At 71.3% G+C, this 23,314-nt stretch carries 19 protein-coding genes; 10 read left to right on the top strand and 9 right to left on the bottom strand.

The features are described 5' to 3' along the window. Positions 1 to 217: 217 nt before the first annotated feature. From ACX80W_RS08545 to ACX80W_RS08525, 5 genes are all read left to right on the top strand, one after another. A complete protein-coding gene (locus ACX80W_RS08545) occupies positions 218 to 1,468 on the top strand; it encodes a sugar ABC transporter substrate-binding protein (RefSeq protein WP_459282288.1) in 1,251 nt (416 codons plus the stop codon). 4 nt (positions 1,469 to 1,472) lie between these two features. Next, complete coding sequence (locus ACX80W_RS08540; protein ID WP_459282286.1) at positions 1,473 to 2,447, top strand: carbohydrate ABC transporter permease; 975 nt, start codon at positions 1,473 to 1,475, stop codon at positions 2,445 to 2,447. Between the two features lie 38 nt (positions 2,448 to 2,485). Next, positions 2,486 to 3,331, top strand: a complete 846-nt coding sequence (locus tag ACX80W_RS08535; protein WP_459282605.1) for a carbohydrate ABC transporter permease — start codon at positions 2,486 to 2,488, stop codon at positions 3,329 to 3,331. Continuing rightward, positions 3,328 to 4,851, top strand: a complete 1,524-nt coding sequence (locus ACX80W_RS08530; protein WP_459282284.1) for a glycoside hydrolase family 3 N-terminal domain-containing protein — start codon at positions 3,328 to 3,330, stop codon at positions 4,849 to 4,851. Before ACX80W_RS08535 ends, ACX80W_RS08530 begins: the two co-directional genes overlap by 4 nt. Before the next feature lie 153 nt (positions 4,852 to 5,004). Beyond that, complete coding sequence (locus ACX80W_RS08525) at positions 5,005 to 6,144, top strand: GNAT family N-acetyltransferase (protein ID WP_459282283.1); 1,140 nt, start codon at positions 5,005 to 5,007, stop codon at positions 6,142 to 6,144. Between the two features lie 56 nt (positions 6,145 to 6,200). Here the strand turns inward: ACX80W_RS08525 and ligA are convergent, their stop codons facing one another. The 6 genes from ligA to ACX80W_RS08495 all read right to left on the bottom strand — a co-directional run bounded on the left by ligA (position 6,201) and on the right by ACX80W_RS08495 (position 13,099). Next, entirely contained in the window at positions 6,201 to 8,498 is a 2,298-nt protein-coding gene (gene ligA / locus ACX80W_RS08520) for an NAD-dependent DNA ligase LigA (RefSeq protein ID WP_459282281.1), read from the bottom strand. Positions 8,499 to 8,540: 42 nt separating this feature from the next. Continuing rightward, on the bottom strand, positions 8,541 to 9,314 hold the full coding sequence (locus ACX80W_RS08515; RefSeq protein ID WP_459282278.1) for a PP2C family protein-serine/threonine phosphatase: 774 nt from the start codon (positions 9,312 to 9,314) through the stop codon (positions 8,541 to 8,543). Positions 9,315 to 9,462: 148 nt separating this feature from the next. Continuing rightward, entirely contained in the window at positions 9,463 to 10,641 is a 1,179-nt protein-coding gene (locus ACX80W_RS08510; protein WP_459282276.1) for an adenylate/guanylate cyclase domain-containing protein, read from the bottom strand. Then, positions 10,638 to 11,249, bottom strand: a complete 612-nt coding sequence (locus ACX80W_RS08505) for a PH domain-containing protein (protein WP_459282274.1) — start codon at positions 11,247 to 11,249, stop codon at positions 10,638 to 10,640. The genes ACX80W_RS08510 and ACX80W_RS08505 overlap by 4 nt, the downstream gene beginning before the upstream one ends. Before the next feature lie 46 nt (positions 11,250 to 11,295). Next, positions 11,296 to 12,186: a biotin--[acetyl-CoA-carboxylase] ligase gene (locus ACX80W_RS08500; RefSeq protein WP_459282272.1), complete on the bottom strand. Its 891-nt coding sequence runs from the start codon at positions 12,184 to 12,186 to the stop codon at positions 11,296 to 11,298. Positions 12,187 to 12,223: 37 nt separating this feature from the next. Further along, complete coding sequence (locus ACX80W_RS08495) at positions 12,224 to 13,099, bottom strand: SDR family oxidoreductase (protein ID WP_459282270.1); 876 nt, start codon at positions 13,097 to 13,099, stop codon at positions 12,224 to 12,226. Positions 13,100 to 13,353: 254 nt separating this feature from the next. Here ACX80W_RS08495 and ACX80W_RS08490 point away from each other — a divergent pair, with 254 nt between their 5' ends. Further along, positions 13,354 to 14,937, top strand: a complete 1,584-nt coding sequence (locus ACX80W_RS08490; protein ID WP_459282603.1) for an acyl-CoA carboxylase subunit beta — start codon at positions 13,354 to 13,356, stop codon at positions 14,935 to 14,937. After that, positions 14,934 to 15,152: an acyl-CoA carboxylase subunit epsilon gene (locus ACX80W_RS08485; protein ID WP_459282268.1), complete on the top strand. Its 219-nt coding sequence runs from the start codon at positions 14,934 to 14,936 to the stop codon at positions 15,150 to 15,152. The genes ACX80W_RS08490 and ACX80W_RS08485 overlap by 4 nt, the downstream gene beginning before the upstream one ends. A 140-nt stretch (positions 15,153 to 15,292) precedes the next feature. Here ACX80W_RS08485 and ACX80W_RS08480 read toward each other — a convergent pair whose 3' ends face one another. Continuing rightward, on the bottom strand, positions 15,293 to 16,522 hold the full coding sequence (locus ACX80W_RS08480; protein ID WP_459282267.1) for a serpin family protein: 1,230 nt from the start codon (positions 16,520 to 16,522) through the stop codon (positions 15,293 to 15,295). A gap of 146 nt (positions 16,523 to 16,668) precedes the next feature. Between ACX80W_RS08480 and ACX80W_RS08475 the strand changes: the two genes are divergently transcribed. The 3 genes from ACX80W_RS08475 to ACX80W_RS08465 all read left to right on the top strand — a co-directional run bounded on the left by ACX80W_RS08475 (position 16,669) and on the right by ACX80W_RS08465 (position 21,077). Next, a complete protein-coding gene (locus ACX80W_RS08475; RefSeq protein WP_459282265.1) occupies positions 16,669 to 18,396 on the top strand; it encodes a DUF885 domain-containing protein in 1,728 nt (575 codons plus the stop codon). 99 nt (positions 18,397 to 18,495) lie between these two features. Beyond that, positions 18,496 to 19,128, top strand: a complete 633-nt coding sequence (locus ACX80W_RS08470) for a Maf family protein (RefSeq protein ID WP_459282263.1) — start codon at positions 18,496 to 18,498, stop codon at positions 19,126 to 19,128. 119 nt (positions 19,129 to 19,247) lie between these two features. Then, positions 19,248 to 21,077 carry an acetyl/propionyl/methylcrotonyl-CoA carboxylase subunit alpha gene (locus ACX80W_RS08465; protein ID WP_459282261.1) on the top strand — a complete coding sequence of 610 codons (1,830 nt, stop codon included), beginning with the start codon at positions 19,248 to 19,250 and terminating at the stop codon, positions 21,075 to 21,077. Positions 21,078 to 21,088: 11 nt separating this feature from the next. Here the strand turns inward: ACX80W_RS08465 and ACX80W_RS08460 are convergent, their stop codons facing one another. Together ACX80W_RS08460 and ACX80W_RS08455 are read right to left on the bottom strand one after the other, a co-directional pair. Next, the gene (locus tag ACX80W_RS08460) at positions 21,089 to 21,709 is read right to left on the bottom strand and encodes a hypothetical protein (protein WP_459282259.1); all 621 of its coding nucleotides are present in this window, start codon (positions 21,707 to 21,709) and stop codon (positions 21,089 to 21,091) included. Next, a complete protein-coding gene (locus ACX80W_RS08455) occupies positions 21,706 to 23,106 on the bottom strand; it encodes a serine/threonine-protein kinase (protein WP_459282257.1) in 1,401 nt (466 codons plus the stop codon). Before ACX80W_RS08455 ends, ACX80W_RS08460 begins: the two co-directional genes overlap by 4 nt. Between the last annotated feature and the right edge of the window lie 208 nt (positions 23,107 to 23,314).

The raw sequence follows: 23,314 nt of genomic DNA, 5'->3' as shown, positions 1-23,314 counted from the left end.
TAATTTTACGCCCGGCGCCAGTGCACCACGCCGGACGGGGGTGTGTCATCCCGCACTTCGCGGGCGGGCGCCGGACCCGCCACGCGGCGCGGTTGGAAACCAGTTACGTTGACTTAGCGCGTGATGAAGATTACTTTCAGCCTAGAGGCCGTGGCGTATGCCACCGCCCCAGCCGCGATGGAGGGGACAGTACCAAGTGAGAAGACTCAAGCGTTCGATGGCCGTAACCGCAGTGGCAGCACTGGCGCTCACGGCGTGTGGAAATGGCGGCTCCGACGCCGAAGGCGAGACGCTCAGCGTCTGGATTATGGAGGGGACCAACCCCGACGCCGAAAGCTTCTTCGAGGACGTGAAGTCCGAGTTCAAGGAAGAGACCGGCGCGACCCTCGACGTCCAGTTCGTCCAGTGGGCCGAGGCCCACGACAAGTTTGTCACCTCGATCGCCGGCAACACCACGCCCGACGTCGCCGAAACCGGAAGCACCTGGACCGCCGAGTTCGCCGAGGCGGGCGCCCTGGCCCCGCTCGATCGGCAGGTCGAGGACGCCGGGTTGAAGGACGACCTCGTCGAGGGCCTCAAGGAGGCCGGCACGCTCGAGGACAGCCTCTACGGCATGCCCTGGTACGCGGGGGTCCGCTCCGTCGTGTACCGCACCGACATCTTCGAAAAGCACGGCCTGACTCCGCCCACCTCCTGGGCGGAGCTGCGGGAGGCGGGCCTTGCCCTGAAGGAGGCGGAGCCCGGGATGACCCCGTTCGCCGTCCCCGGCGACTCCGCCTACCTGGCCTACCCTTTCATCTGGGGTGCGGGCGCCGAACTCGCCGAGCAGGACGGCGACGCCTGGACCTCCGGGCTCGACTCCCCCGAAGCCCGCGAGGGCGTGAAGTTCTACACCGATCTCGCAGTAAAGGACGGGCTGTCCTCCGCCGGGGCCACCACCTGGAACGAGAAGGACGTCCTTGACAACTTCGTCAAGGGCAACCTGTCGATGGCCACCATGGGATCCTGGGCGATGCCGGCGATCCTCGAGAAGAACCCCGACCTCGAGGGCAAGATCGGCGCCTTCCCGATCCCCGCCCCGGAATCCGGCTACAGCCCCTCCTTCCTGGGCGGCTCCCACCTGAGCGTTTTCGAGGGATCCAAGAAGCAGGAGCTGGCCTGGAAGTTCGTCGAGATGATGACCACCGGCGAGACGGCGGCCGAGTGGGCCGAACAGACCAACTACTTCCCGGGCCAGGCCTCGCTGCTCGAGGAAGCCGCCGCGTCCGATGACCCGTTGGTCAAGCCGTTCGCCACCCAGATGGTCGAGGCCGGAACCTCGGTTCCCGTCGCTCCGGGCTGGGGCGCCGTCGAGGCCAAGAAGACTGTCCCGGCAATGATCCAGTCCATCCTCTCGGGCGACAAGAGCGTCGACCAGGCGACCGAAGACGCCGCCGCCGAAATCGAAGAACTGCTGAACGGAAAATAGTTCTTTGACCACCCCCACCACGACAGCGGCCGCACGCCCCGCACCGCGTGCGGCCGCCGGCCCTCCCCCATCCCGCCGCCGCCCCGGCAGGCTGCGCGTCGCGACGATCCGCCCCTGGCTGCTCCTGGCCCCGGCGCTGGCCGTGCTCGCCGTGCTGCTGCTCTGGCCGCTGGCCCGCGTCCTGCTCATTTCCTTCCAGGACTACGGGCTGCGCGAGATAGTCAGCGGACGCTCGAACTACGTCGGCTTCGCCAACTACGCCGAAATCTTCTCGGATCCTCAGCTCTGGACGGTCGTCCTGCCCAACACGGTGGGCTTCGCCGTCGCCGCCGTCGGGGGCACCGTGATCCTTGGCACCCTGGTGGCCCTGCTGCTGGCCAGCCTGAGCCGGCTCTGGCGCACCGTCGTCAGCAGCGCCATCATGGTGGCCTGGGCGATGCCGGCGGTCACCGGCATCTACGTGTGGATCTGGATCTTCGACGCCGACCGCGGCATCGTCAGCCAGGCCCTGCAGGGTGCCGGACTGCTCGACGAGCCCACCAACTGGTTCACCGACCGCTGGTCCTTCTACGCCGTGGTGCTCGTGAACATCATCCACCACGGCTTCCCGTTCGTCGCGATCACGGTGCTGGCGGGCCTGCTCGGGGTCTCCAAGGAGATGCTCGAGGCGGCAACCGTCGACGGCGCCGGCAGCATCCGGCGCTTCTTCTCGATCACCTTCCCCACGCTCCGGCCCGTGTTCGCCGTCGTCGTGATCCTCTCGACGATCTGGGACTTCAAGGTGTTTGCGCAGATCTACCTCATGCCCGGCGGGTCGGGGTCGAACCGTTCGGTGTTCAACCTCGGCGTGTGGTCCTACGTCGAGTCGTTCGCCCAGAACCGGTACGGGTTCGGCTCGGCCATCGCCGTGCTGCTCACCGTGCTGCTGCTGGTCATCAGCGTCGTCTACGTCCGGACGCTGTTCAAGGAGGAAAAGTGAAGGCACCCGCAGCGCCCCCGGCGACGGACATCGCCCGCATCCCGGCCCGCCGGCCGCGCAGCCGCCGGGCGCGGTGGACGCTCGCCTGGAAGGCGGCCGCCGTCGCGGCGCTGCTGCTGTTCACCCTGTTTCCGACCTACTGGATGATCAGCAGCGCCTTCGACGGCCGCGCCTCGGGCGGGGCCCAGTCGCTCTTCCCCGCCGAGCCGACGTTCGAGAATTTCCGCTACGTCCTCACCGAGGCCGGCTTTGGCACCTTCCTGCGCAACTCCGCCCTCGTGGCGGTCTCCACCGTGCTGCTGTCCGGGCTCCTGGCCCTGTTCGCCGCCGTCGCCGTCGCCCGCTTCCGCTTCCGGTTCCGGACCGGCATCCTCATGCTGATCCTGATCATCCAGATGGTGCCGCTGGAGGCCCTGGTGATCCCGCTGTTCATCCAGGTGCGCGACCTGCAGCTGCTCAACTCCTTCCTCGGCCTGATCATCGTCTACGTGGCGTTCTCCCTCCCCTTCGCCATCTGGATGCTCCGCGGCTTCGTGGCGGCGGTGCCAGTGGAGCTCGAGGAGGCAGCGTACATCGACGGCGCCAGCTGGGGCCGGATGTTCTGGTCGGTGCTGCTGCCGCTGGTGGCGCCGGGGCTCGTGGCCACCAGCGTGTTCGCGTTCATCATCGCCTGGAACGAGTTCATCTTCGCCCTGACCTTCATGGACAGCCCCGCCACCTACACCGTGGCCGTGGGCCTCCAGCAGTTCTTCGGGGAGAACTCCAACGAGTGGGGCTACGTGATGGCCGGCTCCACGCTGATCACCCTGCCCGTGATGATCTTCTTCATCCTCGTCCAGCGCAGGCTCAGCGGCGGACTGGTGTCCGGGGCGGTGAAGGGGTGAACGCCGCAGAGCGCCTCCGGCTCGTTCACGGCGTGATCCTGCCCGGCTTCCTGGGCACCGCCCTGCCCGGCTGGCTGGAGGAGGCGCTGCGCGCCGGGCTCGGCGGCGTCGTGTACTTCAGCCAGAACATCGATCCGGACTCTCCCTGCGCGGTGCGCCGGCTGTCGGAGGCGGTCCTGGCGGCCAACCCCGACGCGGTTATCGGCATCGACGAGGAGGGCGGCACGGTGACCCGCCTGCAGGCCGCCACCGGCTCCGATATCCCCGGCGCCGCGGTGCTGGGCGCGCTCGACGATCTCGGGCTCACCGAGGACGCCGGCCGCGACATCGGCGCCCTCGCCCGCTCCGCCGGGGTGAACCTCGTGCTCGCCCCGGTCGCCGATGTGAACACCAATCCACTCAACCCCATCATCGGGGTGCGTTCCTTCGGCGCCGGCACCGGGCGGGTCTCCGCGCACGTCGCGGCGCTGGTCCGGGGCCTGCAGTCCTCGGGCGTGGGCGCCTGCGCCAAGCACTTCCCGGGCCACGGCGATACGAGCACCGATTCCCACCTCGAACTTCCGCGGGTGGAGCTGGGCCTCGAGGAGGTGCGCCGGAGCCACCTGCCGCCGTTCGCCGCCGCCGTCGGGTCCGGGGTGGCCGCGGTGATGAGCGCCCACATCGTGATCCCGGAGCTCGGGGAGCTGCCGGCGACCCTCAACCCCGCGGCCATCGCCCTGCTCCGGGAACTCGGCCATGACGGGCTCCTCGTCACCGACGCCCTCGACATGGCAGCGGTCCGCGCCGGGGTCGGGTCCGGCCCGGGCGCGGTCCTGGCGTTGAAGGCCGGGGCCGACCTGCTCTGCGTCGGCAATCCGTCCAACCTCGGACCGAAGGCCGGTGCCACCTCCGACGAGGACGACTTCCTCGAGGTGCGCGATGCGCTCCTTGCCGCCCTCGACGACGGCACCTTGGCGCCGGCCCACTTCGAGGCCGCGGCGTCCCGCATCCGCCGTTTCGCCGGCTGGTCCCGGCAGGCGCGCGCGGAGACTGCGGGGCGCCCATCGGGCCGGGACTGGGTGGATGCCGCCGGCCGCGCGTTCACCGGCAGGGCACCGTCCTGGGCGGGAGAGGGTGAGGAGGCCCGCCCGGTCGCGATCCTCGATGCCCGCGGCCGTGCCAATATTGCCGCCGGCCCGCTCAGCGACGTGTTCCCGGCCGCCCTCGCCCGGCGCACCGCCGTCCAGCGGCAGGCCCTTACCGATCCGGCCGACGCCGCGGACCTCGTCCGCTCGCTCGGCCCGACGCCGCAGGGCAGGGTCCTGGTGCTCACCGACGACCTTTCCCCCGGCAGCGCCCAGCTCCCCGCCGCGCAGGCGGTTCACCGGCTGCTGCCCGGGGCGGCCTGGGTCCATACCGGAATTGTGCCCGCCGGCGGAGCGGATCTCCCGGTCCTGTACACCCACGGCACCTCCCGGGCCACGGCCGAGGCCCTCGCGCTGCGGCTAACCGGGCACCGCGCCGACCCGGAAGGCCGCTGACAATCCGCACCGGACCGCACGGATGGACTGGTGCGGCGGGAACTGGCGGCTGTTACTCTGATGCCACTTGAGCAGGAAGCGCAGTGAGCCCGGGTTTATCGGCGGCTCGGCTAGGTCACCACGTCCGCGACGACCCGGGAGGCCAGATCCGAAGTGAACTACATCGTTGAGCGTGAGGATGGCTTCGATTTCCTGTCCGCCGAGTACGCCGCCCTTCACGCCGCTGCGGCGTCGACCGCTTTCCAGCATGGCGTTTGGCTGCACCGCCTCTACTCGACGCTGGCTCCGGCGCGAGGCGCCCGGCCGGTCGTGGTGACGGTGCGCCGGGAGGCCGACCGGGAGCTGGTGCTGGTGCTGCCGCTGGTCAGTAGAGGAAGGGTCGTCCGGACATTGACCTTCGCCGATCTCGGGGTGGCGGACTACAACGCCGCGGTCGCCTCAGGGCCGGCGCTGGAGGAGCTCGGCCGCCGGCCCGAGGTCGTGGCCGGGATCCGCCGCGCCCTCGGGCGCTTCGATGTGCTCCGGGTGGATCGGGTCGCGGGTCCTCCGGACGCCCTGGCCGCGCTGCTGGCCGGTGCGCGGGTGCGGCGCCACCACTACGACACCCACCTGATAACGCTGGCCGGCACCCCCGAAGAGTGGCGCAAGACCCTTGACGCAGCCTTCGTGCGCCACCTTGAGCGGGCGTACAAGCGCGTACGCCCCAAGGGGAAGCGGACCCTGCGGGAAGTGACGGCCGTCGCCGAGGTGGATCCCCTGATGCACCGTTTGCGCGCCTTCAGGGCGGCCCGTTTCGCAAAACGGCGTGGGATCGACCTCATGCAGCACGATGCCGAGTTCGCCTTCTACCGGGCCGTCGCCGCTGACAGCATAGGTTCGAAAGGTCCGGCGCGGCTCGTTGCCCTGGAACTCGCTGGGGAGCCGGTCGCGGTCGCCCTCGACCTGGTGGAGCCCGACCGCGAGCTGGTCCTGCTCGTGGGCTACGACGGCGGACGCTTCCGGAACTACTCCCTTGGCCTCCTGCTCGTCGACGTCCTCGCCCATGACGCGATCGGACGGGGCCTGTCCTACTTCGACCTCACGGTGGGAGACGAGCCGTACAAGTCCGACTTCGCTGCACGGTCCCTGCCGCTCCACCAGGTGCGGGTACCCCGAACGGTGCGGGGCCGTGCGGCCCTGGCCGGCGCCGACGGCCTACTTGCCGCTCGGCGCCTCGCCAAGCGGGCACTGCTGGCCCGGGCGGCGTGGCGTGCGCGGAGGCGTGCGGAGGCACCGGCGGCTCCGCCGCGCTAGGTGTCCCCGGTCCCGCCGAAGGGAGCCGGCGTCCACACTGCCCCGCGGGCACCCTCTCACCCGCCGGCGGCGTCGTCGGGTAGATTAAGGGCACCGGGTGTTTCGGGATCGGCCGTTTCGGAACCGGCAGTTTCGGCATCAGCCGGGCCGGAACCGGCAACACCGTCCGGGCCCCCGGCGAGAAGGCGGACGAAGCCCTCCTCATCGAGCACCGGCACCCCGAGCTGCTCCGCCTTGTCGAGCTTCGTTCCGGCGTTCTCCCCGGCGACGACGTAGCTGGTGTTCTTCGACACCGACCCGGAGGCCTTTCCGCCGCGGGTGATGATCGCCTCCTTCGCCTCGTCCCGGTTGTACCGCTCCAGCGACCCGGTGACGACCACGGTGAGCCCCTCGAGGGTGCGCGGCACCGACTCGTCCTGCTCGTCCTCCATCCGCACCCCGGCCGCGGCCCAGGTATCGACGATCTCGCGGTGCCAGTCCTCCTCGAACCACTCCTTCAGGGCGGCGGCGATGGTCGGTCCGACGCCGTCGACGTGGGCCAGCTCCTCCTCGCTGGCGGCGCGGATGCGGTCCATCGACCCGAAGGCCGTGGCGAGCGCCCGTGAGGCAGTGGGCCCGACGTGCCGGATCGACAGGGCCACGAGGACCCGCCACAGCGCCTGCTTCTTCGCCTTTTCGAGCTCCACGAACAGCTTGCGGGTAGTGGCGCTGGGTTCGGAGGGCTTCTTCGCCGTGCCCTTGGAATAGAAGTAGGGAACCAGTTCGCGCCCCACCACCTCGCCCTTGACCTTCTTGTCCCGTTCGATCTTCACATCGGCGAGCATCTCCGGGGTGAGGTTGAAGATCTGCGCCTCGGTGGTGATGGGGGGCACGGCAGGCTCGGCGGGCCGGGTCAGCGCGATGGCCGCCTCCCAGCCGAGGGCCTCGATGTCGAACGCCCCCCGGCCGGCGAGGTGGAAGACGCGCTCGCGCAGCTGGGAGGGGCAGGAGCGGGCGTTGGGGCAGCGGATGTCGACGTCGCCCTCCTTGGCCGGCTGCAGGGGCGTTCCGCAGGAGGGGCATTCGGTGGGCATGACGAAGTCGCGCACCGGGGGGTCTTGGCTGTCGCGCAGCGCGACGACGGGCCCGACGATCTCGGGGATGACGTCGCCGGCCTTGCGCAGGACCACGATGTCACCGATCTTCACGCCCTTGGCCTTGACCACCTCCTGGTTGTGGAGGGTGGCCATGCTGACCGTCGAGCCGGCCACCTTGACCGGCTCCATCAGGCCGAAGGGCGTCACCCGGCCGGTGCGGCCGACGTTGACGAGGATGTCGAGGAGCTTGGTGTTGACCTCCTCGGGCGGGTACTTGTAGGCCACGCACCACCGCGGGACCCGCGAGGTATGCCCGAGGGCGCGCTGCAGCGCGAAGTCGTCGACCTTCACCACGATGCCGTCGATCTCGTGGCGCAGCGAATGCCGCTTGTCGCCGTAGCGTTCGATGAATCCGACGATCGCTTCCTCGTCCTCGAGCACCTCGGAATAGGGCGAGACCGGCAGGCCCCAGCCCCGCAGCAGCCCGTAGGTCTCGGACTGCGCCTCGGCGGCGAGGCCGGTGCGCGCACCGATGCCGTGCATGTAGGCATCGAGGGGGCGCTCGGCCGTCAGGGCCGGGTCCTTCTGCCGCAGCGAACCGGCGGCGGCGTTGCGCGGGTTGGCGAAGGGCGCCTTGCCGGCGGCGACCATGCGCTCGTTGAGCGCCGCGAAGTCCTTGGAGGGAATGAACACCTCACCGCGCACCTCGACCTCTTCGGGCACGTCGTCCCCAGTGAGGCGCCGCGGGATGGAGGCGATGGTGAGGACGTTGTGGGTGATGTCCTCCCCGGTGACGCCGTCCCCGCGGGTTGCGGCACGCACCAGTTCCCCGTTGCGGTAGAGCAGGTTCACCGCCAGGCCGTCGATCTTCAGCTCGGTGAGCCAGCGGACGCTGCTGCCGGGGCTGCGCTGCTCGATGCCGGCCAGGGCGCGCCGCAGCCAGACGGTGAGTTCCTCCAGCGAGAAAACGTCCTCGATGCTGTACATGCGCTGGAGGTGCTCCACCGGGGCGAAGGCCGAGGAGACGTCCCCGCCGACCTCCTGCGTCGGGGAATCGTTCGAGACAAGTTCGGGGTGCAGGGCCTCGATGGTTTCGAGGCGGCGGAACAGCGCGTCGAACTCGGCGTCGGACACCGTCGGTGCGTTCTCCTGGTAGTACGCATACCGGTGGGCGCGGATGGCGTCGGCGAGGTTCTGGTATTCCTCGCGGAGGTCCCCGCTAGGAGTCCCTGCTCCCGGGCTTGGAGTGCTGAGTGCGTCTTCTGTTCCTGAGGTCACCGTCCCATCTTGCCCTAAGGCCGCCGGGCGTTCTAGCGCGGCTCAGGGGGCCGCCGGCACTCCCGTGGCGTCGATGACGATGACCGTGACGTTGTCCCGCGCCCCCGAGCGGAGGGTGGCCTCGATCAGGGTGTCGGCCGCGGCCTGGGGGTCTTCGATGGTGGCCAGCACGTCGCAGATCTCCCCGTCGGTCAGTTCGCCGCTGAGCCCGTCGGAGCAGACGAGGATGCGGTCCCCCTCCTCCACCGGCATCAGCCAGAAGTCCGGCTCGGCGTCGTCCCCGGTGCCCAGGGCGCGGGTGACGACATGCCGGCGCGGGTGGGTCCGGGCCTGCTCCTCGGTGATCTGCCCGGTGTCCACGAGCTCCTGCACCTCGGAGTGGTCGATGGTGATCTGGCCGAACCGGCCGCCGCTGAGGCGGTAGGTGCGGGAGTCTCCGACATTGAAGAACAGCCAGTGGGGGGTGCCGGCGGCCTCGACGAGCACAACGCCGCTGAGGGTGGTTCCGGCCCGCCCGTTGGTCTGCTGCCGGATGCGCGCGTCGGCCTGCTGCACGAGTTCGTCGAGGTCCTCCGCGGCGAGCCGGGGCAGGCGGGTGCCGGCCAGAGGGCTCATGCCGAGTGTCTCCACGCAGAGCCCGCTGGCCACCTCCCCCGCCTCGTGGCCGCCCATGCCGTCGGCGACGGCGTAGAACGGGTCCGCCGCGATGAGTGAGTCCTCGTTGTTGTCGCGGCGCAGCCCCGTGTGCGTCGCGTAGCCGCACACGACGCGCAGGCCCTGTCCTGCGTCCGCGGGGACCTCCACCGGTCCGGTCATCGGCGGGCTCCGGCCGGGGGCCGACCGGTGCAGGGAATGGAGAACGGATGGTTTCCCGCGGGGGTGGTCAGCTGGTAGGTCATCTGTCCATTCTGCACCGGAGTCCAGAACGCCACCAGCGGTGGCTGTCCCGGGCGCCGCGGGTGGGTCAGTCGAGCACCAGCCCGGTCCCGCTCCCCCGCGCCAGGGTGACCGGGTGGACCTCGCCGAAGCCCCGCACGGTGCGGGCCTGCTGCGGGATCAGGATGAACTTCTCATTGCCGCTGAGCGTGGCGGCGGTGGTGGCGTCGATCAGCACGGTGCCGGGCTCGGCGAGGGCCGTCAGGCGTGCGGCGAGGTTCACTGTCGGACCGTAGATGTCCCCGAGCCGGGAGAGGATCCTGCCCCACACCATCGAGACCCGGGCGGAGGGCAGCAGGTCGTCCTCGGTGAAGGCCTTGGCCAGCGCCAGTGAGATCTCGGCGCCGGCCTCCGGTGACTCGGCGATGTAGAGCACTTCGTCGCCGATGGTCTTCACGAGGCGGCCGCCGCCGACCGAGATGATCTCGGCGCACTTGTTCTCGAAGCGCTGCACCAGCTGGGCGAGGGTGCGCTCGTTCATCTGCCGGGAAAGGCTCGTGTAGGACACGAGGTCGGCGAACCCGACGGCACGCGCCAGCGGCAGCGGGGCGTCGTCCTCGTCGCCGTCCCGGCCCTCCTCGCTGGCCCGCAGGCCCGACTCGGCCCGCAGGGCAAGGCGCTGGACGGCGGCGTTCATCTGGCGCCGCCACGCGTACACGAGTGTCTTCTCGAGCGGCTCGATGAGGTCCGGGAGTTCCGCGACCAGCGCCTTCCGGGCGACGGCGTCGGGGATGCCGCGCTGGACGACCATCTCCTCGACGAGGGCCTCGATCTGCCACACGACCATGCGGTCGGTCATCTGGCCGACCGCCCGCGTGATGGAGATGGCGGCGTCCTCGGTGAGCTGCTCCCGGCGGACGAGCTCGATGATCGTCATCAGCGCGTCCTTGTCCTTCTCGGTGAAGGCCACGTCCTCGTCGCCGATGTTCGGGAAGCCCATGGCCCGCCAGAGCTTGCGGGCCGACAGCAGGGAGACCCCGGCGCGGGCCGCCACCTCGCGCCGGCGCAGGGTGCGCTCGGCGCCGAGCAGTTCGATCTCGAGCTGGCGGATCGCTTCGCGGTTCGGCTCCACCGGTGCGGGGTTGGGCGGAAGGGAGGGGGGCTCGGGGGACGGACCGTCCGGGGCCGGGAGGTCCTCGGGCTGCCACACCGCCTTGGGGGACGCGGGGGCGGCGGCGTCCGCATCGGGACGGCTTGCCGTTGTCATACTGCCTCACCCCTCCAGGCCGGCCCTGAGTCGCCCTGGGGGAATCCGGGGTGCTGCGGCCCGCCGGGCCCCGCCGAGCCCATCATGGCCTGGCCGTTGAACTGCGCCGCCGGCGGGAGCTCCCCCACCGCTTCGGCGACATGGTCGCGGAACACGGCGACGCGCGGCACGTCCCGGTAGCCCACGGAGCGGCCGAACCCGAGGTCGAGGGTGAGCGTCCCGCTGCCGAAAATCCGCTGGAGAAGGGACTGGGTCACCCCGACCTGCTGGACGGCGGCCAGGGGAACCTCGTACTCGCTGCGCCGGGTCATGCCGCGGCGGTGGATGAGGCGCAGGTTCGTCAGGATGTAGCGGCCCGCCAGCCACCGCAGCAGCGGACGGAGGAAGATCCGGGCCAGAAGCAGGCCGCCGCCGACCGCCGCGACGGTGACGAGGAGGCTCTGCCACCGCTGGAATTCGAGCGCGACCGCGGCGCGGCTGAGCCAGCCCAGGGCGTAGCCACCGGCGGCGAGCACGACCAGGGCGCCGGCCGACGGCCAGAACAGGACCCGCGGCGCCGGCCGCGTCCGGGTGAGGACCTGCTCCCCGGGGGCGAGCTTCACCTTCATGCCGCCCTCCCGGTGCCGGCTGCGGCGGGCGTTGCTGCCGGCGCCATCAGGCGTCCGGGCCGGCGGGCCGCAGGTGCACGATGTCGCCGACCGAGACCGTGTGCCGCGCGCCGTCGTCGTCGCGCACGACGAGCCCGCCGTGCTCGTCGAGGGCCAGGGCGGAGCCGGTCAGCGCGCGGCCGCCGGGCAGCTCCGCCCGGACGGCCCGCCCTAGGGTGTGCATCCGGGCGGAGACGGCCGCGGTGAGGGTGCTGCCATCCGGGAGGGCGGCGGAGGCGTCGCCGTCGACGGCGCAGAAGGCCGCATAGCGTGCGGCGAAGGTGCGCAGGAAGGACTTGAGGAGGATATTGCGGTCCGTGGTGCCCGCGTACTCGAGCAGCAGGGACGTGGCGGTGGGCACCGGCAGTTCCGAGTCGGTGAGGCTGACATTGAGCCCGACTCCGATGACGAGGGCCGGGGGTGCCCCGTTGGCGCCGGGCACGAACCGGGCCAGCACCCCGGCCAGCTTCCGCGAATCCACGATGACATCGTTGGGCCACTTCAGCTGCGGGCTCACCTCGGTGCGGTCCTCGACACTCTCGGCGAGGGCCAGCGCGGCGAGCAGTGAAAGCCACGAGTAGCTCCCGGTGGGGAGGGGCCGGCCACCGGCGTTGACGGGCCGCAGCAGCAGGCTCACGATCAGCGAGGAGCGCTCGGGGGCCACCCAGCTGCGGCCGAGGCGTCCGCGCCCGGCGCGCTGCACCTCGGCGGTGAGCACCGAGAGGTCGGGCCACCGCTCCGGTTCCCGCTCGGCCAGCTCGGCCAGGTCATCGTTCGTCGAGCCGGTCTCCTGAACCAGCTCAACGCGTGCATACGGTCCGCCCGGGGCGCACAGGGCCACCGTCAGCGCCGCCGCGTCCAAACCGGGTCGCTCCAGGTTTGAGTAGCGGTTGGTCATGCCTTCGATTCTACCCAGCCGGGCAGCGCCCACCGGCTTACAGGAAAATGTCCTGCACCAGCCGGTCCTCGGGCGCGCCCAGGCTGTACGGGGTGAAGTCGCTTACGCCCTCCTCCCGGAGCACCTGCTCGTCGGTGAAGAAGTTGCCGGTGCACCCGCGCGAGTCGCGGGAGAGCACGGCGTGCGCCGCATCGGCGACGATCTCCGGGCTGCGGGCGGCCTGGACGAGGGTTTCGCCGCCGGGCATGTTGCGGATGGCCGCGGTGTCGATCAGCGTGCGCGGCCACAGGGAGTTGACGGCGATGCCCTCCGGGCGCAGTTCCTCGGCCAGGCCGAGGGTCGTCATGCTCATTCCGTACTTGGCCATCGTGTAGGCCAGGTGCGCGCCCGCCCACTTCGGCTCGAGGTTCAGCGGCGGGGACAGGGTCAGGATGTGCGGGTTGTCCGAGCGGCGCAGCGCGTCGAGGGAGAACTTGCTGAGCAGAAAGGTGCCGCGGACGTTGACGTCGGCCATCAGGTCGTAGCGCTTCATGTCGACGTCGGGGGTCCGCGACAGGTCGATCGCTGAGGCGTTGTTGACGACGGCGTCGATCCTTCCGAAGCGTGCGAGCGCGGCATCGACCGCGCCCCGCACGTCCTCGTCCCGGCGGACGTCGCCGACGATGGGCAGCGCAACCCCTCCGGCCTCCTCGATCCGCCGTGCGGCACTTGAGACGGTCCCCTCCAGCCGGGGGTGCGGCGCGCCGGTCTTGGCCAGGAGCACGATGTTCGCCCCGTCGCGGGCGGCCCGCAGGGCGATGGCCAGCCCGATGCCCCTGCTTCCGCCGGACATCAGGAGGGTCCGCCCGCGCAGGGGCGCCTCCGCTGACACCGGGGCCGGGGCTGCGTTTTCGTGTGCGTTGCTCGCGGTCATGGGGCAAGAATACGCAGTCCGGACGGCGGAACCGGGTGCGACGCACCGAATGTTACCGACGGGTAACCCACCGCTTGGGTCTAAGTGTTCGCCCCGGAACCTGTAGGAGTCCTACAGTCGGGAGGTAACCAGCCCTCACTAGACTGGGACGGTCGCTCGTTTTTTTGGAGGATTCCTCACAAGGAATCCTTCGAAGGCGGACCCGCCCAACGCCCGCCCCACCCAGCACCCCCGGAGATTCAATGAAGCAAGACGTGGAACCCGACCTCAAGACGACCGCCGGCAAGCTCGCCGACTTCCGGCGCCGCCAGAGCCAGTCGCTGCTGCCGTCCGGCCCGGAAGCCGTCGAACGCCAGCACGCCCGCGGCAAGAACACGGCCCGCGAGCGCATCGACCTCCTCGTCGATCCCGGGTCCTTCGTCGAGTTCGATGCCCTGGCCGTCCACCGCTCGAACGCCTTCGGCATGGACAGCAAGCGGCCCCTCGGGGACGGCGTGGTGTCCGGCTACGCCACGGTCGACGGTCGGCTGATCGGAATCTACAGCCAGGACTTCACGGTCTTCGGCGGCTCCCTCAGCCAGGTCAACGGCGAGAAGATCGTCAAGGTCCAGGAATTCGCCCTGCGCAACGGCTGCCCGGTGGTGGGCATCAACGACGGCGGGGGCGCCCGCATCCAGGAGGGCGTCGCCTCCCTGGCGATGTTCGCCGACATCTTCCGCAACAACGTCCACGCCTCCGGCGTGGTCCCCCAGATCTCCCTGATCCTCGGGCCGTGCGCCGGCGGCGCCGCGTATTCCCCCGCGCTGACCGACTACGTGGTGATGGTCGACAAGACCTCCCACATGTTCATCACCGGCCCGGACGTCATCAAGGCCGTCACCGGCGAGGACGTCGACATGGAGACCCTCGGCGGTGCGCGGCAGCACAACACCACGACCGGCACCTCGACCTACCTCGCGACCGACGAACAGGACGCCGTCGGCTTCGTGCGCGAACTGCTCGAGTACCTGCCCTCGAACAACCTCGCCGAGGCCCCGCTCGGGGAGTTCACCGAAATGCTCGAGACAACGGTCGAGGACGAGGCCCTCGATTCGCTGATCCCGGACTCCGCGAACCAGCCCTACGACATGCACGCCGTCATCGCCGCGATCGTCGACGACGGCCACTTCCTGGAGATGCAGGCGCTCTACGCGCCGAACGTGCTCATCGGCTACGCCCGCGTGGAGGGCCACACGATCGGCATCGTCGCCAACCAGCCGATGCAGTTCGCCGGGACGCTGGACATCAACGCCTCCGAGAAGGCGGCCCGCTTCGTCCGCCACTGCGACGCCTTCAACATCCCCATCCTGACCCTCGTCGACGTTCCCGGCTTCCTGCCCGGCAAGGACCAGGAGTTCAACGGGATCATCCGCCGCGGCGCCAAGCTCCTCTACGCCTACGCCGAGGCCACCGTCCCGAAGGTGACCGTCATCACGCGCAAGGCCTACGGCGGGGCGTACATCGTGATGGGCTCGAAGAAGCTCGGCGCCGACCTCAACCTGGCCTGGCCCACGGCGCAGATCGGCGTCATGGGCGCCCAGGGCGCGGTGAACATCCTCTACCGCGGCCACCTGAAGGCCGTCGCGGACGCCGGCGGCGACGTCGAGGCGGCACGCGCCGAGGTCGTCGCACAGTACGAGGAGGAGCTGCTCAACCCGTACCAGGCGGCGCAGCTCGGCTACGTCGATGCCGTCATCGCCCCCTCGGACACGCGGGTCCAGGTGGTCCGGGCGCTGCGGGCCCTGCGGGACAAGCGCTCGACCCTGCCGGCCAAGAAGCACGGGAACATCCCGCTGTGAGCGCCGGGACACCGGAGGAGGAACCGCTGCTCCGTGTGGTGGCGGGCAACCCCACCGACGAGGAGGTGGCGGCGCTGACCGCCGTCGTGCTGGCGCTGGCGGACACCGGGGAGTCCTCCGACCGGCGCGGCCCCGGCCGGTCCTGGCTCCGCCGGACGCTGCTGCGGCTGCACCCGCTGCCCGGGCCCGGCTCATGGCGGCGCAGCGGCAGGTAGCCCCGCCTCCGCCCAACCCCGCCGCCGCCGGGACCGGCCGCCCTGCGTGTCCGGCCGCCCTGCGGGTCCCGCCGTCCCGTGCGCCCGGCCGGTGCGGTCCCGGGCGCCCGGGCCGGCCACGCGGTCGGCCGGCGGTACGGTCAGCGCGGGTCGGTGACCGTACCGAGGAACAGCGGCAGGCCCGTGCCTTCATGGACCACCGCGTAGAGGAACGGCCGGTCGACCTCCAGCACCAGCTCCGGATCGACCGGCGCCGAGGTGACCATCACCTCGATCTGGGTCACCGCCGCAGCCACCGTCCCCTTCTCCCCCACGGTGATCGAGGCACCCTGCGCCGCCGCCGAGACGGCCGCGTCCCGCTGGATGGCGTGCAGGTCCGGCGCAGCACCCAGGGTCTCCCTGAGTCCGAGGTCCCGCAGCAGCGGCACGAGGTCGAGGCGGGCCGCGGAGTCCCACCGCGGCAGGCCCAGCCCGAGGAAGACCTCCCCCGCATTCTCCATTTCGGCGGCGACCTCGAGCAGCGCCTCCTCCGTTCGCGCCGGCAGGTCGGGCCTGTTGCCGGATGCGGCGGCGCCGTCATCGAGCACCAGCCGCAGCACGAAGCCCTCGGTGTAGGGCAGGTCCACCGCCAGCCAGCCGGGTCCGGCGCCATACCGGGCCCGGACCCGGCCGTACATCCTGTCGGCCGCCACCACCGAGCCGTCCAGCAGCCGGAACTCCTCCGGGCAGGTCCCGGATGGGTCGAAGGGCTCCGCCCAGGCGGCCGCGAAGTAGGCGGTGCTGAGCAGCGACAGGGTGGTGTCCGGGTCGTACTTCAGCGGTGCCTCCGGGATCCGCCCACCGGTGGAGGCCGCCACCCAGTCGTCGATCACCGCCTTGGTGGCGGGATCCGCGTAGTCCACGGAGTGCACGCCGGCTCCGTGGTGAAGTGCCACGGCCGCCAGGAAGTCCTTCCCGGCGGGAGTCCTCCGGTCGACGAACACGGCGTTGGCCAGGTGCAGCACCGGTGGAGCCGGGGGATCCTCCTCATCGACCGCACCGGGATCGCCGTCGTACCGTGCGAGCTCGGCCATCAGGGACCCGAGCGCCGCGTCGCGGCCCTCCGCCGGCAGGCCCAGGACCCCGTCCAGTTCGGCGGCGGTGGTCGAGCCGGCCCCGGTCCGCAGCAGCAGCAGGGCGTACAGGGCACTGACCGGGCTCGTCACGGGGTTGCTGCCGGGCGCCGCGGCCAGCAGCGCCGCGCCCACCCGGTAGGCGGCCCGGCACATTGCCTCCTCCGCCGGCGGAACGGGCGCCTGCCGGCGGCCCTTCCCGAACTGCCCTCCGTCGTCCAAGGAATAGTTCCGCGGGTCCCCCGCCGTCGTGTCCATGCCCCCACCCTAGGCGCCGGCCGGACCGGCCGTGGGTTTCCCCATGGCGCCATGCGGAAGCGGGCGGGCCGGAGCCGATATTTCAGTCCACCCGTAATCTCGGTCCACCCGTAGCCCGGGGCAACGGACGACGCTAGGCTCGGCCTGTGACCAACGACACTCCTTCAGTCCACGACCCCTCCTCCGACCCGGACGCCGGCGCCGCCGCGCGGCAGCCGACGGCCATCGACGCCGTCGCCGAGACCTACACCGCCACCCTGACCCGGCTCGACCCGGGTTTCGCCACCGTCCTCGGCGTGCCCGGCCGCGAGACCGAATTCCGTGATTTTTCCCCGGCCGGAATCGAGGCCTTCGCCGAGGCGGCCCGCTCCGCCCTTGCCGACCTCGCCGGATTGGAGCCGGTCGACGACGTCGACGCCGTCACCCTCGACGCGATGCGCGAACGCCTCGGGCTTGAACTGGAGATCCATCAGACCGGGGCGAACCTCTCCGAGCTCAACAACCTGGAAAGCCCCGCCCAGACCGTCCGGGCCATCTTCGACCTCATGCCGACGGCCACCGAGGAGCACTGGGCGCACATCGCCGGCCGCCTGTCGAACGTCCCGGCGGCCCTCTCCGGCTACATCACCTCGCTGCGGCGGGGGCGCGAACTCGGCCTCGTGGCCGCCGGCCGCCAGATCTCCATCGTCATCGACCAGGTCACGAAGTACGCCGAGGACGGCGGCTTCTTCGACAGCTTCGCCGCGGGCGCGGCGACGGACGACGGCCCGGTGACCGGCCCGCTCGCCTCGGACCTGCGCAGCGGAGCCGAGGCCGCCCGCAGGGCGTACCGCGGCCTCGCCGCGTTCCTGCAGGAGGAACTGCTGCCGGGCGCCCCGACACGGGACGCCGTCGGCCGCGAACGCTACGCACTGATGTCCCGGCTCTTCCTCGGTTCCGCCGTCGACCTTGAGGAGACGTACCAGTGGGGCGTCGAGGAGCTCGACCGCATCATCGCCGAGCAGGAGGCGGTCGCCTCGGAGATCCGGCCCGGTGCCTCAGTTGAGGAGGCCATCGCGGTCCTCGACGCGGACCCGGCGCGCCAGCTCCAGGGCACCGACGCGCTCCGGGACTGGATGCAGAAGCTCTCCGACGGCGCGGTGGAGGCCCTCGCCGGCGTCCACTTCGACATTCCCGAGATCATGCGCACCCTCGAATGCCGGATCGCCCCCACCCACGAGGGCGGCATCTACTACACGGGCCCGAGCGACGATTTCTCCCGGCCCGGGCGTATGTGGTGGTCGGTGCCCGAGGGCGAGGACTCCTTCACCACCTGGAAGGAGACGACGACGGTCTACCACGAGGGCGTTCCGGGGCACCACCTCCAGGTCGCCACGGCCGTCTACCAGCGGCGGCTGCTGAACTCCTGGCGGCGCAACGCCGTCTGGGTCTCCGGCCAGGGCGAGGGCTGGGCGCTGTACGCCGAGCGCCTGATGCAGGAGCTCGGCTTCCTGGACGACCCGGGCGACCGCCTCGGAATGCTCGATGCCCAGCGGATGCGCGCGGCCCGCGTGGTCTTCGACATCGGCGTCCACCTCGAACTCGAGGTGCCCGGGCGGTGGGGCTCGGGAACCTGGACCCCGGAGAAGGGGTACGAGTTCCTGCGGAAGAACATCGCCATCAGCGAGGGCCAGCTGAACTTCGAGTTCAACCGGTACCTCGGCTGGCCCGGGCAGGCCCCGTCCTACAAGGTGGGTCAGCGGCTGTGGGAGCAGATCCGCGACGAGGTGAGGGAACGCGAGGGCGAGGCCTTCGACCTGCGGGCCTTCCACACCCGGGCCCTGAACCTCGGGTCCGTGGGCCTCGATACGCTGCGCCGGGCCCTGCTGAGCTAGGGATCCGGCCGTTCCCGCCGGAAGGGGGGCCGGGAGCCGCCGCCGGAGCGGCGTGCGGCCCGGTTCCCCGGGCGCCCGCGGCCTGCATAGGGTAGGGGAATGACTCTGCGCCTGATCCTCGCCTCGGCCTCCCCCGCCCGCACCAAACTCCTGCGGGAGGCCGGCATCCGGCACACAACGCTCGTCTCCGACGTCGACGAGGCCGCCGTGGCCGCCGGGTACGGCGAGCTCGACGCTTCCGACACCTCCCTGCTGCTCGCCCGGGCCAAGGCCGAGGCGGTCGCCTCCCTACCCGAGGCCGACGGCGCCCTCGTGGTGGGCTGCGACTCCATCTTCGAATTCGAGGGCGAGGCGCACGGCAAGCCGTACGATCCCGACGTCGCCCGCGCCCGGATCCGGCGCATGAGCGGCTCCTCCGGCGTACTCCACACGGGGCACTGGCTCATCGACAACCGGGAGGACGGTTCGGGCGCCACCATCGGCGGCGTCAACTCCGCCAGCGTCCACTTCGGGGTGATGTCCGACGCCGAGGTGGACGCCTACGTCGCCAGCGGCGAACCGCTGCACTGCGCCGGCTCCTTCACCATCGACGGATTGGGAGGCGCCTTCATCGAACGCATCCAGGGCGACCCCCACACCGTGGTCGGGCTGAGCATCTCGACGCTGCGCGCGCTGCTGGCCTCCGCGGGCGTCCCGGTGACCGACCTGTGGGAATCCGCGGCGCGGGCCTGAGCGGTTTGTAGAACCCCTACAAAGAAGCGGGCCGCAACACGCAACAGCGGCACCGTTTATGGGCGGAATCAACAATTAGACGCTAGGCTCCGATCAGACCCGAAGGAGCATTCCACCCCATGAGCACACCACCGCCAGGCACCGTCCCCGCGCCCCTGCCGCCCGCCGCCACCCCCGATGCCGTGTCCACCTCGGTGACGAAGGTGCTCGTCGCGAACCGCGGCGAGATCGCCGTCCGGGTCATCCGGGCCGCGAAGGACGAGGGCATCGCCTCGGTCGCCGTGTACGCCGATTCGGACCGCGACGCCCTGCACGTGCGGCTCGCCGATGAGGCCTTCGCCCTGGGCGGGACCACCGCCGCCGAGTCATACCTGGTGATGGACCGCATCCTCGATGCCGCCCGGCGCAGCGGCGCCGACGCCATCCACCCCGGCTACGGCTTCCTCTCCGAGAACGCCGACTTCGCACGGCTCGTCCAGGAGGCCGGCCTGACCTGGATCGGCCCGTCCCCGGACGCCATCTCCAAGCTCGGCGACAAGGTCCAGGCCCGCCACATCGCCGACAGGGTCGGCGCACCGCTGGTGCCCGGCACGAAGGACCCCGTCGCCTCGGTGCAGGAAGTGCTCGACTTCGCCGACGAGTTCGGCCTGCCCATCGCCATCAAGGCCGCCTTCGGCGGCGGCGGCCGCGGCATCAAGGTGGTCCGGGAGCGCGGGGACATCCCCGAACTCTACGATTCGGCGGTCCGCGAGGCGACGGCCGCGTTCGGCCGCGGCGAGTGCTTCGTCGAGCGCTTCCTCGATGCCCCGCGGCACGTGGAGACCCAGTGCCTGGCCGATGCGCACGGCAACGTCGTCGTCGTCTCAACCCGCGACTGCTCGCTGCAGCGCCGCAACCAAAAGCTCGTCGAGGAGGCGCCGGCTCCGTTCCTGACGGCCGCCCAGAACGAGCGCCTCTACGAGGCCTCCAAGGCGATCCTGCGCGAGGCCGCCTACCAGGGCGCCGGCACCTGCGAATTCCTCGTCGGCAAGGACGGCACCATCTCCTTCCTGGAGGTCAACACCCGGCTCCAGGTCGAGCACCCGGTCTCCGAGGAGGTCACCGGCATCGACCTCGTGCGCGAACAGTTCCGCATCGCGCGCGGCGAGGCCCTCGGCTACGGCGACCCCGAGGTGCGCGGCCACTCCTTCGAGTTCCGCATCAACGGCGAGGACGCCGGCCGGGGCTTCCTCCCCTCCCCCGGCACCGTCGAAACGCTGAAGCTGCCCACCGGCCCCGGCGTCCGCGTCGATTCCGGCGTTGAGCAGGGCGAGGTGATCGGAGGGAACTTCGACTCGATGCTGGCCAAGCTCATCGTCACCGGCGCCACCCGCGAACAGGCCCTGCAGCGGGCCCGGCGCGCCATCGCCGAAATGGAGGTCGGCGGGATGCCCACGGTGCTTCCCTTCCACGCCGCCGTGGTCGCCGATCCCGCGTTCGCTCCTGCCGAGGGCCCCTTCACGGTCCACACCCGGTGGATCGAAACGGAGTTCGACAACCGGATCGAGCCGTGGACACCCACCGGAACCGACCCGGCTCCCGAGGAATCGCGGCAGCGGGTCACCGTCGAGGTGGGTGGGCGCCGCCTCGAGGTCGTCCTTCCGGCCGGGCTCGGCGCCGGCAACGGCAGGCAGCCCTCGGCGGGCAAGCCCCGGAAGTCCCCGCGTCCCCGGGCCGGGACGGCGGTCGCCAACGGCGATGAGCTGACCTCGCCCATGCAGGGCACCATCGTGAAGGTCGCCGCGTCCGACGGCGACAAGGTGGCCGAGGGCGACCTCATCGTGGTCCTCGAGGCGATGAAGATGGAGCAGCCGCTGACCGCGCACAAGGCGGGAACGCTTACCGGCCTGTCCGCCGCCCCGGGCGACACTGTGTCGGCCGGATCGGTGATCGCCGCCATCCGCTCCTGAGCGGCGGGCGGTCAGTCGTCCTCCTTCGGCTCCTCCGGTTTCCCCTTGCCGGAGTCGTCGTTGCCCTTGCCCGGGTCGTCGTCCTTGTTGCCCTTGCCCTGGTCCTCGGCGTCCTTCGGATCCTCGGGCTTTGGCTCCTCGGGCTCGGGTTCCTGCGGCGCCGGTTCCTCGGGCTCGGGTGCCTCCGTCTCCGGTTCAACCTCGGCCGGTGTGGGTTCAACCGGCGCGGGCTCGACCGGCGCCGGCACCACCGGTGCCGGCGGTGCGGCGGAGGTCGGAACCGGTGCGGGGGGCGTCGCCGACTCCGACGGGTCCGGTTCCTCCCCTTCCTCTCGGATCGCGGCAATAACGGCGTCGATCCTCGCCTCGATCAGCGCCGCGCGCTCCCCGGACACCGTGCCGGCCGCCGCCGCCGACTCAACCTCCTGCCGCAGGGCCTCGGCGCGGTCCACGGCCGCCTGCGTGTTCCCCGCGGCGGTCAGGTCGGCGATCTCGCGCACCGACGCCTGAAGGTCCCGGGCGGCCTCCGCCTCAAGGGCGCCGGTTGTGCCGCAGCCGGACAGGGCAAGCGTCCCGGCCACGGCGGCCGCCAGGACCGGACTGAGCACGCCCCTTCGGATTCTCCGCTTCATGGGTTCACGCTTTCGTAGAGTTCCTCGAGTCTTTCGCCGGGTGTTCCCGGCACCGACGGCAGCGGCTCGGGGCCGGCCCCCGGCCCGGCGGGCCGGTTCAGCACCACCGCGGCCAGCACCGCCAGCGCTGCGAGCACCACCGCCATGGCAATCGCCCAGCCGGGAACGCCCCGGCGTTGCCGGCTAGGTGCCCGGGAGGCGTTCCCCGCCGGTGCCGCCGCGCCGTGCGGACCAGCCGCCCACGCCCCCGCCCCGGCGGGAACCTCCGCCGACGCAGGGCCCCGGCCAGCCGCGGCAGGCGGGGCCGCAGGGGCGGCAGGCACGGCCGCCGTCGGAACCGGCAGTGCCGTCGTGCGTGATGCTGCCGCCGGCAGTGCCGTCGTGGGTGCGGCCGCCGGCAGCGACGTCGTCGGAGCCCCCGCCGCGGGCAGGGCCGCTGTCGGCAGGTCCACCGGGGGGACCGCCGACATCGGAGCCGTTTCGGGCGCGGATCCCGGTCCCGTAGCCGGGGCCGCCGGCAGGGGTACGGCCCGGGTGGGCTCCGGCGGAACCGGCACCGCAGACACGGCGGCACCGGCACCGGCGCCGTCCAACTCGGCGAGGGCCGTCGCCACCGCGCGGGCGTCGGGTCGGGCCGCGGGGTCGTCGAGGGTCATCGCGGCGAGGAGGTCACCCATCCCGGCGCCGGCGCACGACGGAATGGAGGGGCTGCGGTGCAGCCGGGCGAGGGCGCTCTCGACCCCGGTCCCCGGGAAGGCCCGTTCGCCGGTCAGGCACTCGATCAGCACCAGGCCCAGGGAGTAGATGTCCGTGGCGGTGCCCACGACCTCGCCGCGGGCCTGCTCGGGGCTGAAATAGGCGGCGCTGCCGATGACCTGGCCGGTCGCGGTCATTCCGCCGCCGTCGAAGAATCGGGCGATGCCGAAGTCGGTCAGCAGGTAGGTGAATACCCCGCTTCCGGGCTCGGCGTCGCGGGTCAGGATGTTGGAGGGCTTGATGTCCCGGTGGATGACGCCGCGGTGGTGGATATGGTGGAGCGCCCGGGACAGGTCAAGGCCCACATGGCGGGCACCCGCGGGAGGAAGGGGCCCGGTCCGCAGCAGGGCCCCCAGGTCAGGGCCCGGAATGTACTCCATCACGAGGTAGGCGCCGTCGCCGGAGGCGTGTTCGGTGTCCATGTCGAGCACCCGGACCAGCCCCGGGTGGTCGAGCCCGGCGAGGAGCCGGGCTTCGACGGATCCGCGTTCGATTCCGTCGGCGGTGCCCGGCCGGAAGACCTTGATCGCGACGTCGCGCTCCAGGCGGGTGTCCCGGCCCAGGTAGACCTCGGCCATGCCCCCGGCGCCCACGCGCCTGCCCAGCGCATAGCGCCCCCCGGCAAGTGTGTGAACCGTCATTGCTCCCGCATCCAGTAATCGTAAGTACGCTTCCTTTAGTCGATTGTACGGGCATCGCGCCACCGGTGCGGTACCCGGAAAGGGGCCGGTGCCGCACTCGAAAGGGCGGGTGGAGTGCCAAGTGGAGGGGTTAAACGACGCCGGCGGGGGTTTCTTGGGGGGAGGGGCCGTTTTTTTGTTTGGAGGGGGGAGGTCGAGGGGTTGGTTT

The sequence above is a fragment of the Arthrobacter melezitosi genome (assembly GCF_054511055.1).
This window is presented reverse-complemented; position numbering and strand designations above follow the sequence as displayed.

Excerpts from the sequence above, each read along its gene's own strand:
- ACX80W_RS08545 (WP_459282288.1), top strand. The coding sequence starts at position 218 with ATGGCCGTAACCGCAGTGGCAGCACTGGCGCTCACGGCGTGTGGAAAT.
- ACX80W_RS08515 (WP_459282278.1), bottom strand. The coding sequence starts at position 9,314 with ATGACCGGACCGGTGGAGGTCCCCGCGGACGCAGGACAGGGCCTGCGC.
- ACX80W_RS08510 (WP_459282276.1), bottom strand. The coding sequence starts at position 10,641 with ATGACAACGGCAAGCCGTCCCGATGCGGACGCCGCCGCCCCCGCGTCC.
- ACX80W_RS08505 (WP_459282274.1), bottom strand. The coding sequence starts at position 11,249 with ATGAAGGTGAAGCTCGCCCCCGGGGAGCAGGTCCTCACCCGGACGCGG.
- ACX80W_RS08500 (WP_459282272.1), bottom strand. The coding sequence starts at position 12,186 with ATGACCAACCGCTACTCAAACCTGGAGCGACCCGGTTTGGACGCGGCG.
- ACX80W_RS08495 (WP_459282270.1), bottom strand. The coding sequence starts at position 13,099 with ATGACCGCGAGCAACGCACACGAAAACGCAGCCCCGGCCCCGGTGTCA.
- ACX80W_RS08480 (WP_459282267.1), bottom strand. The coding sequence starts at position 16,522 with ATGGACACGACGGCGGGGGACCCGCGGAACTATTCCTTGGACGACGGA.
- ACX80W_RS08470 (WP_459282263.1), top strand. The coding sequence starts at position 18,496 with ATGACTCTGCGCCTGATCCTCGCCTCGGCCTCCCCCGCCCGCACCAAA.
- ACX80W_RS08465 (WP_459282261.1), top strand. The coding sequence starts at position 19,248 with ATGAGCACACCACCGCCAGGCACCGTCCCCGCGCCCCTGCCGCCCGCC.
- ACX80W_RS08460 (WP_459282259.1), bottom strand. The coding sequence starts at position 21,709 with ATGAAGCGGAGAATCCGAAGGGGCGTGCTCAGTCCGGTCCTGGCGGCC.
- ACX80W_RS08455 (WP_459282257.1), bottom strand. The coding sequence starts at position 23,106 with ATGACGGTTCACACACTTGCCGGGGGGCGCTATGCGCTGGGCAGGCGC.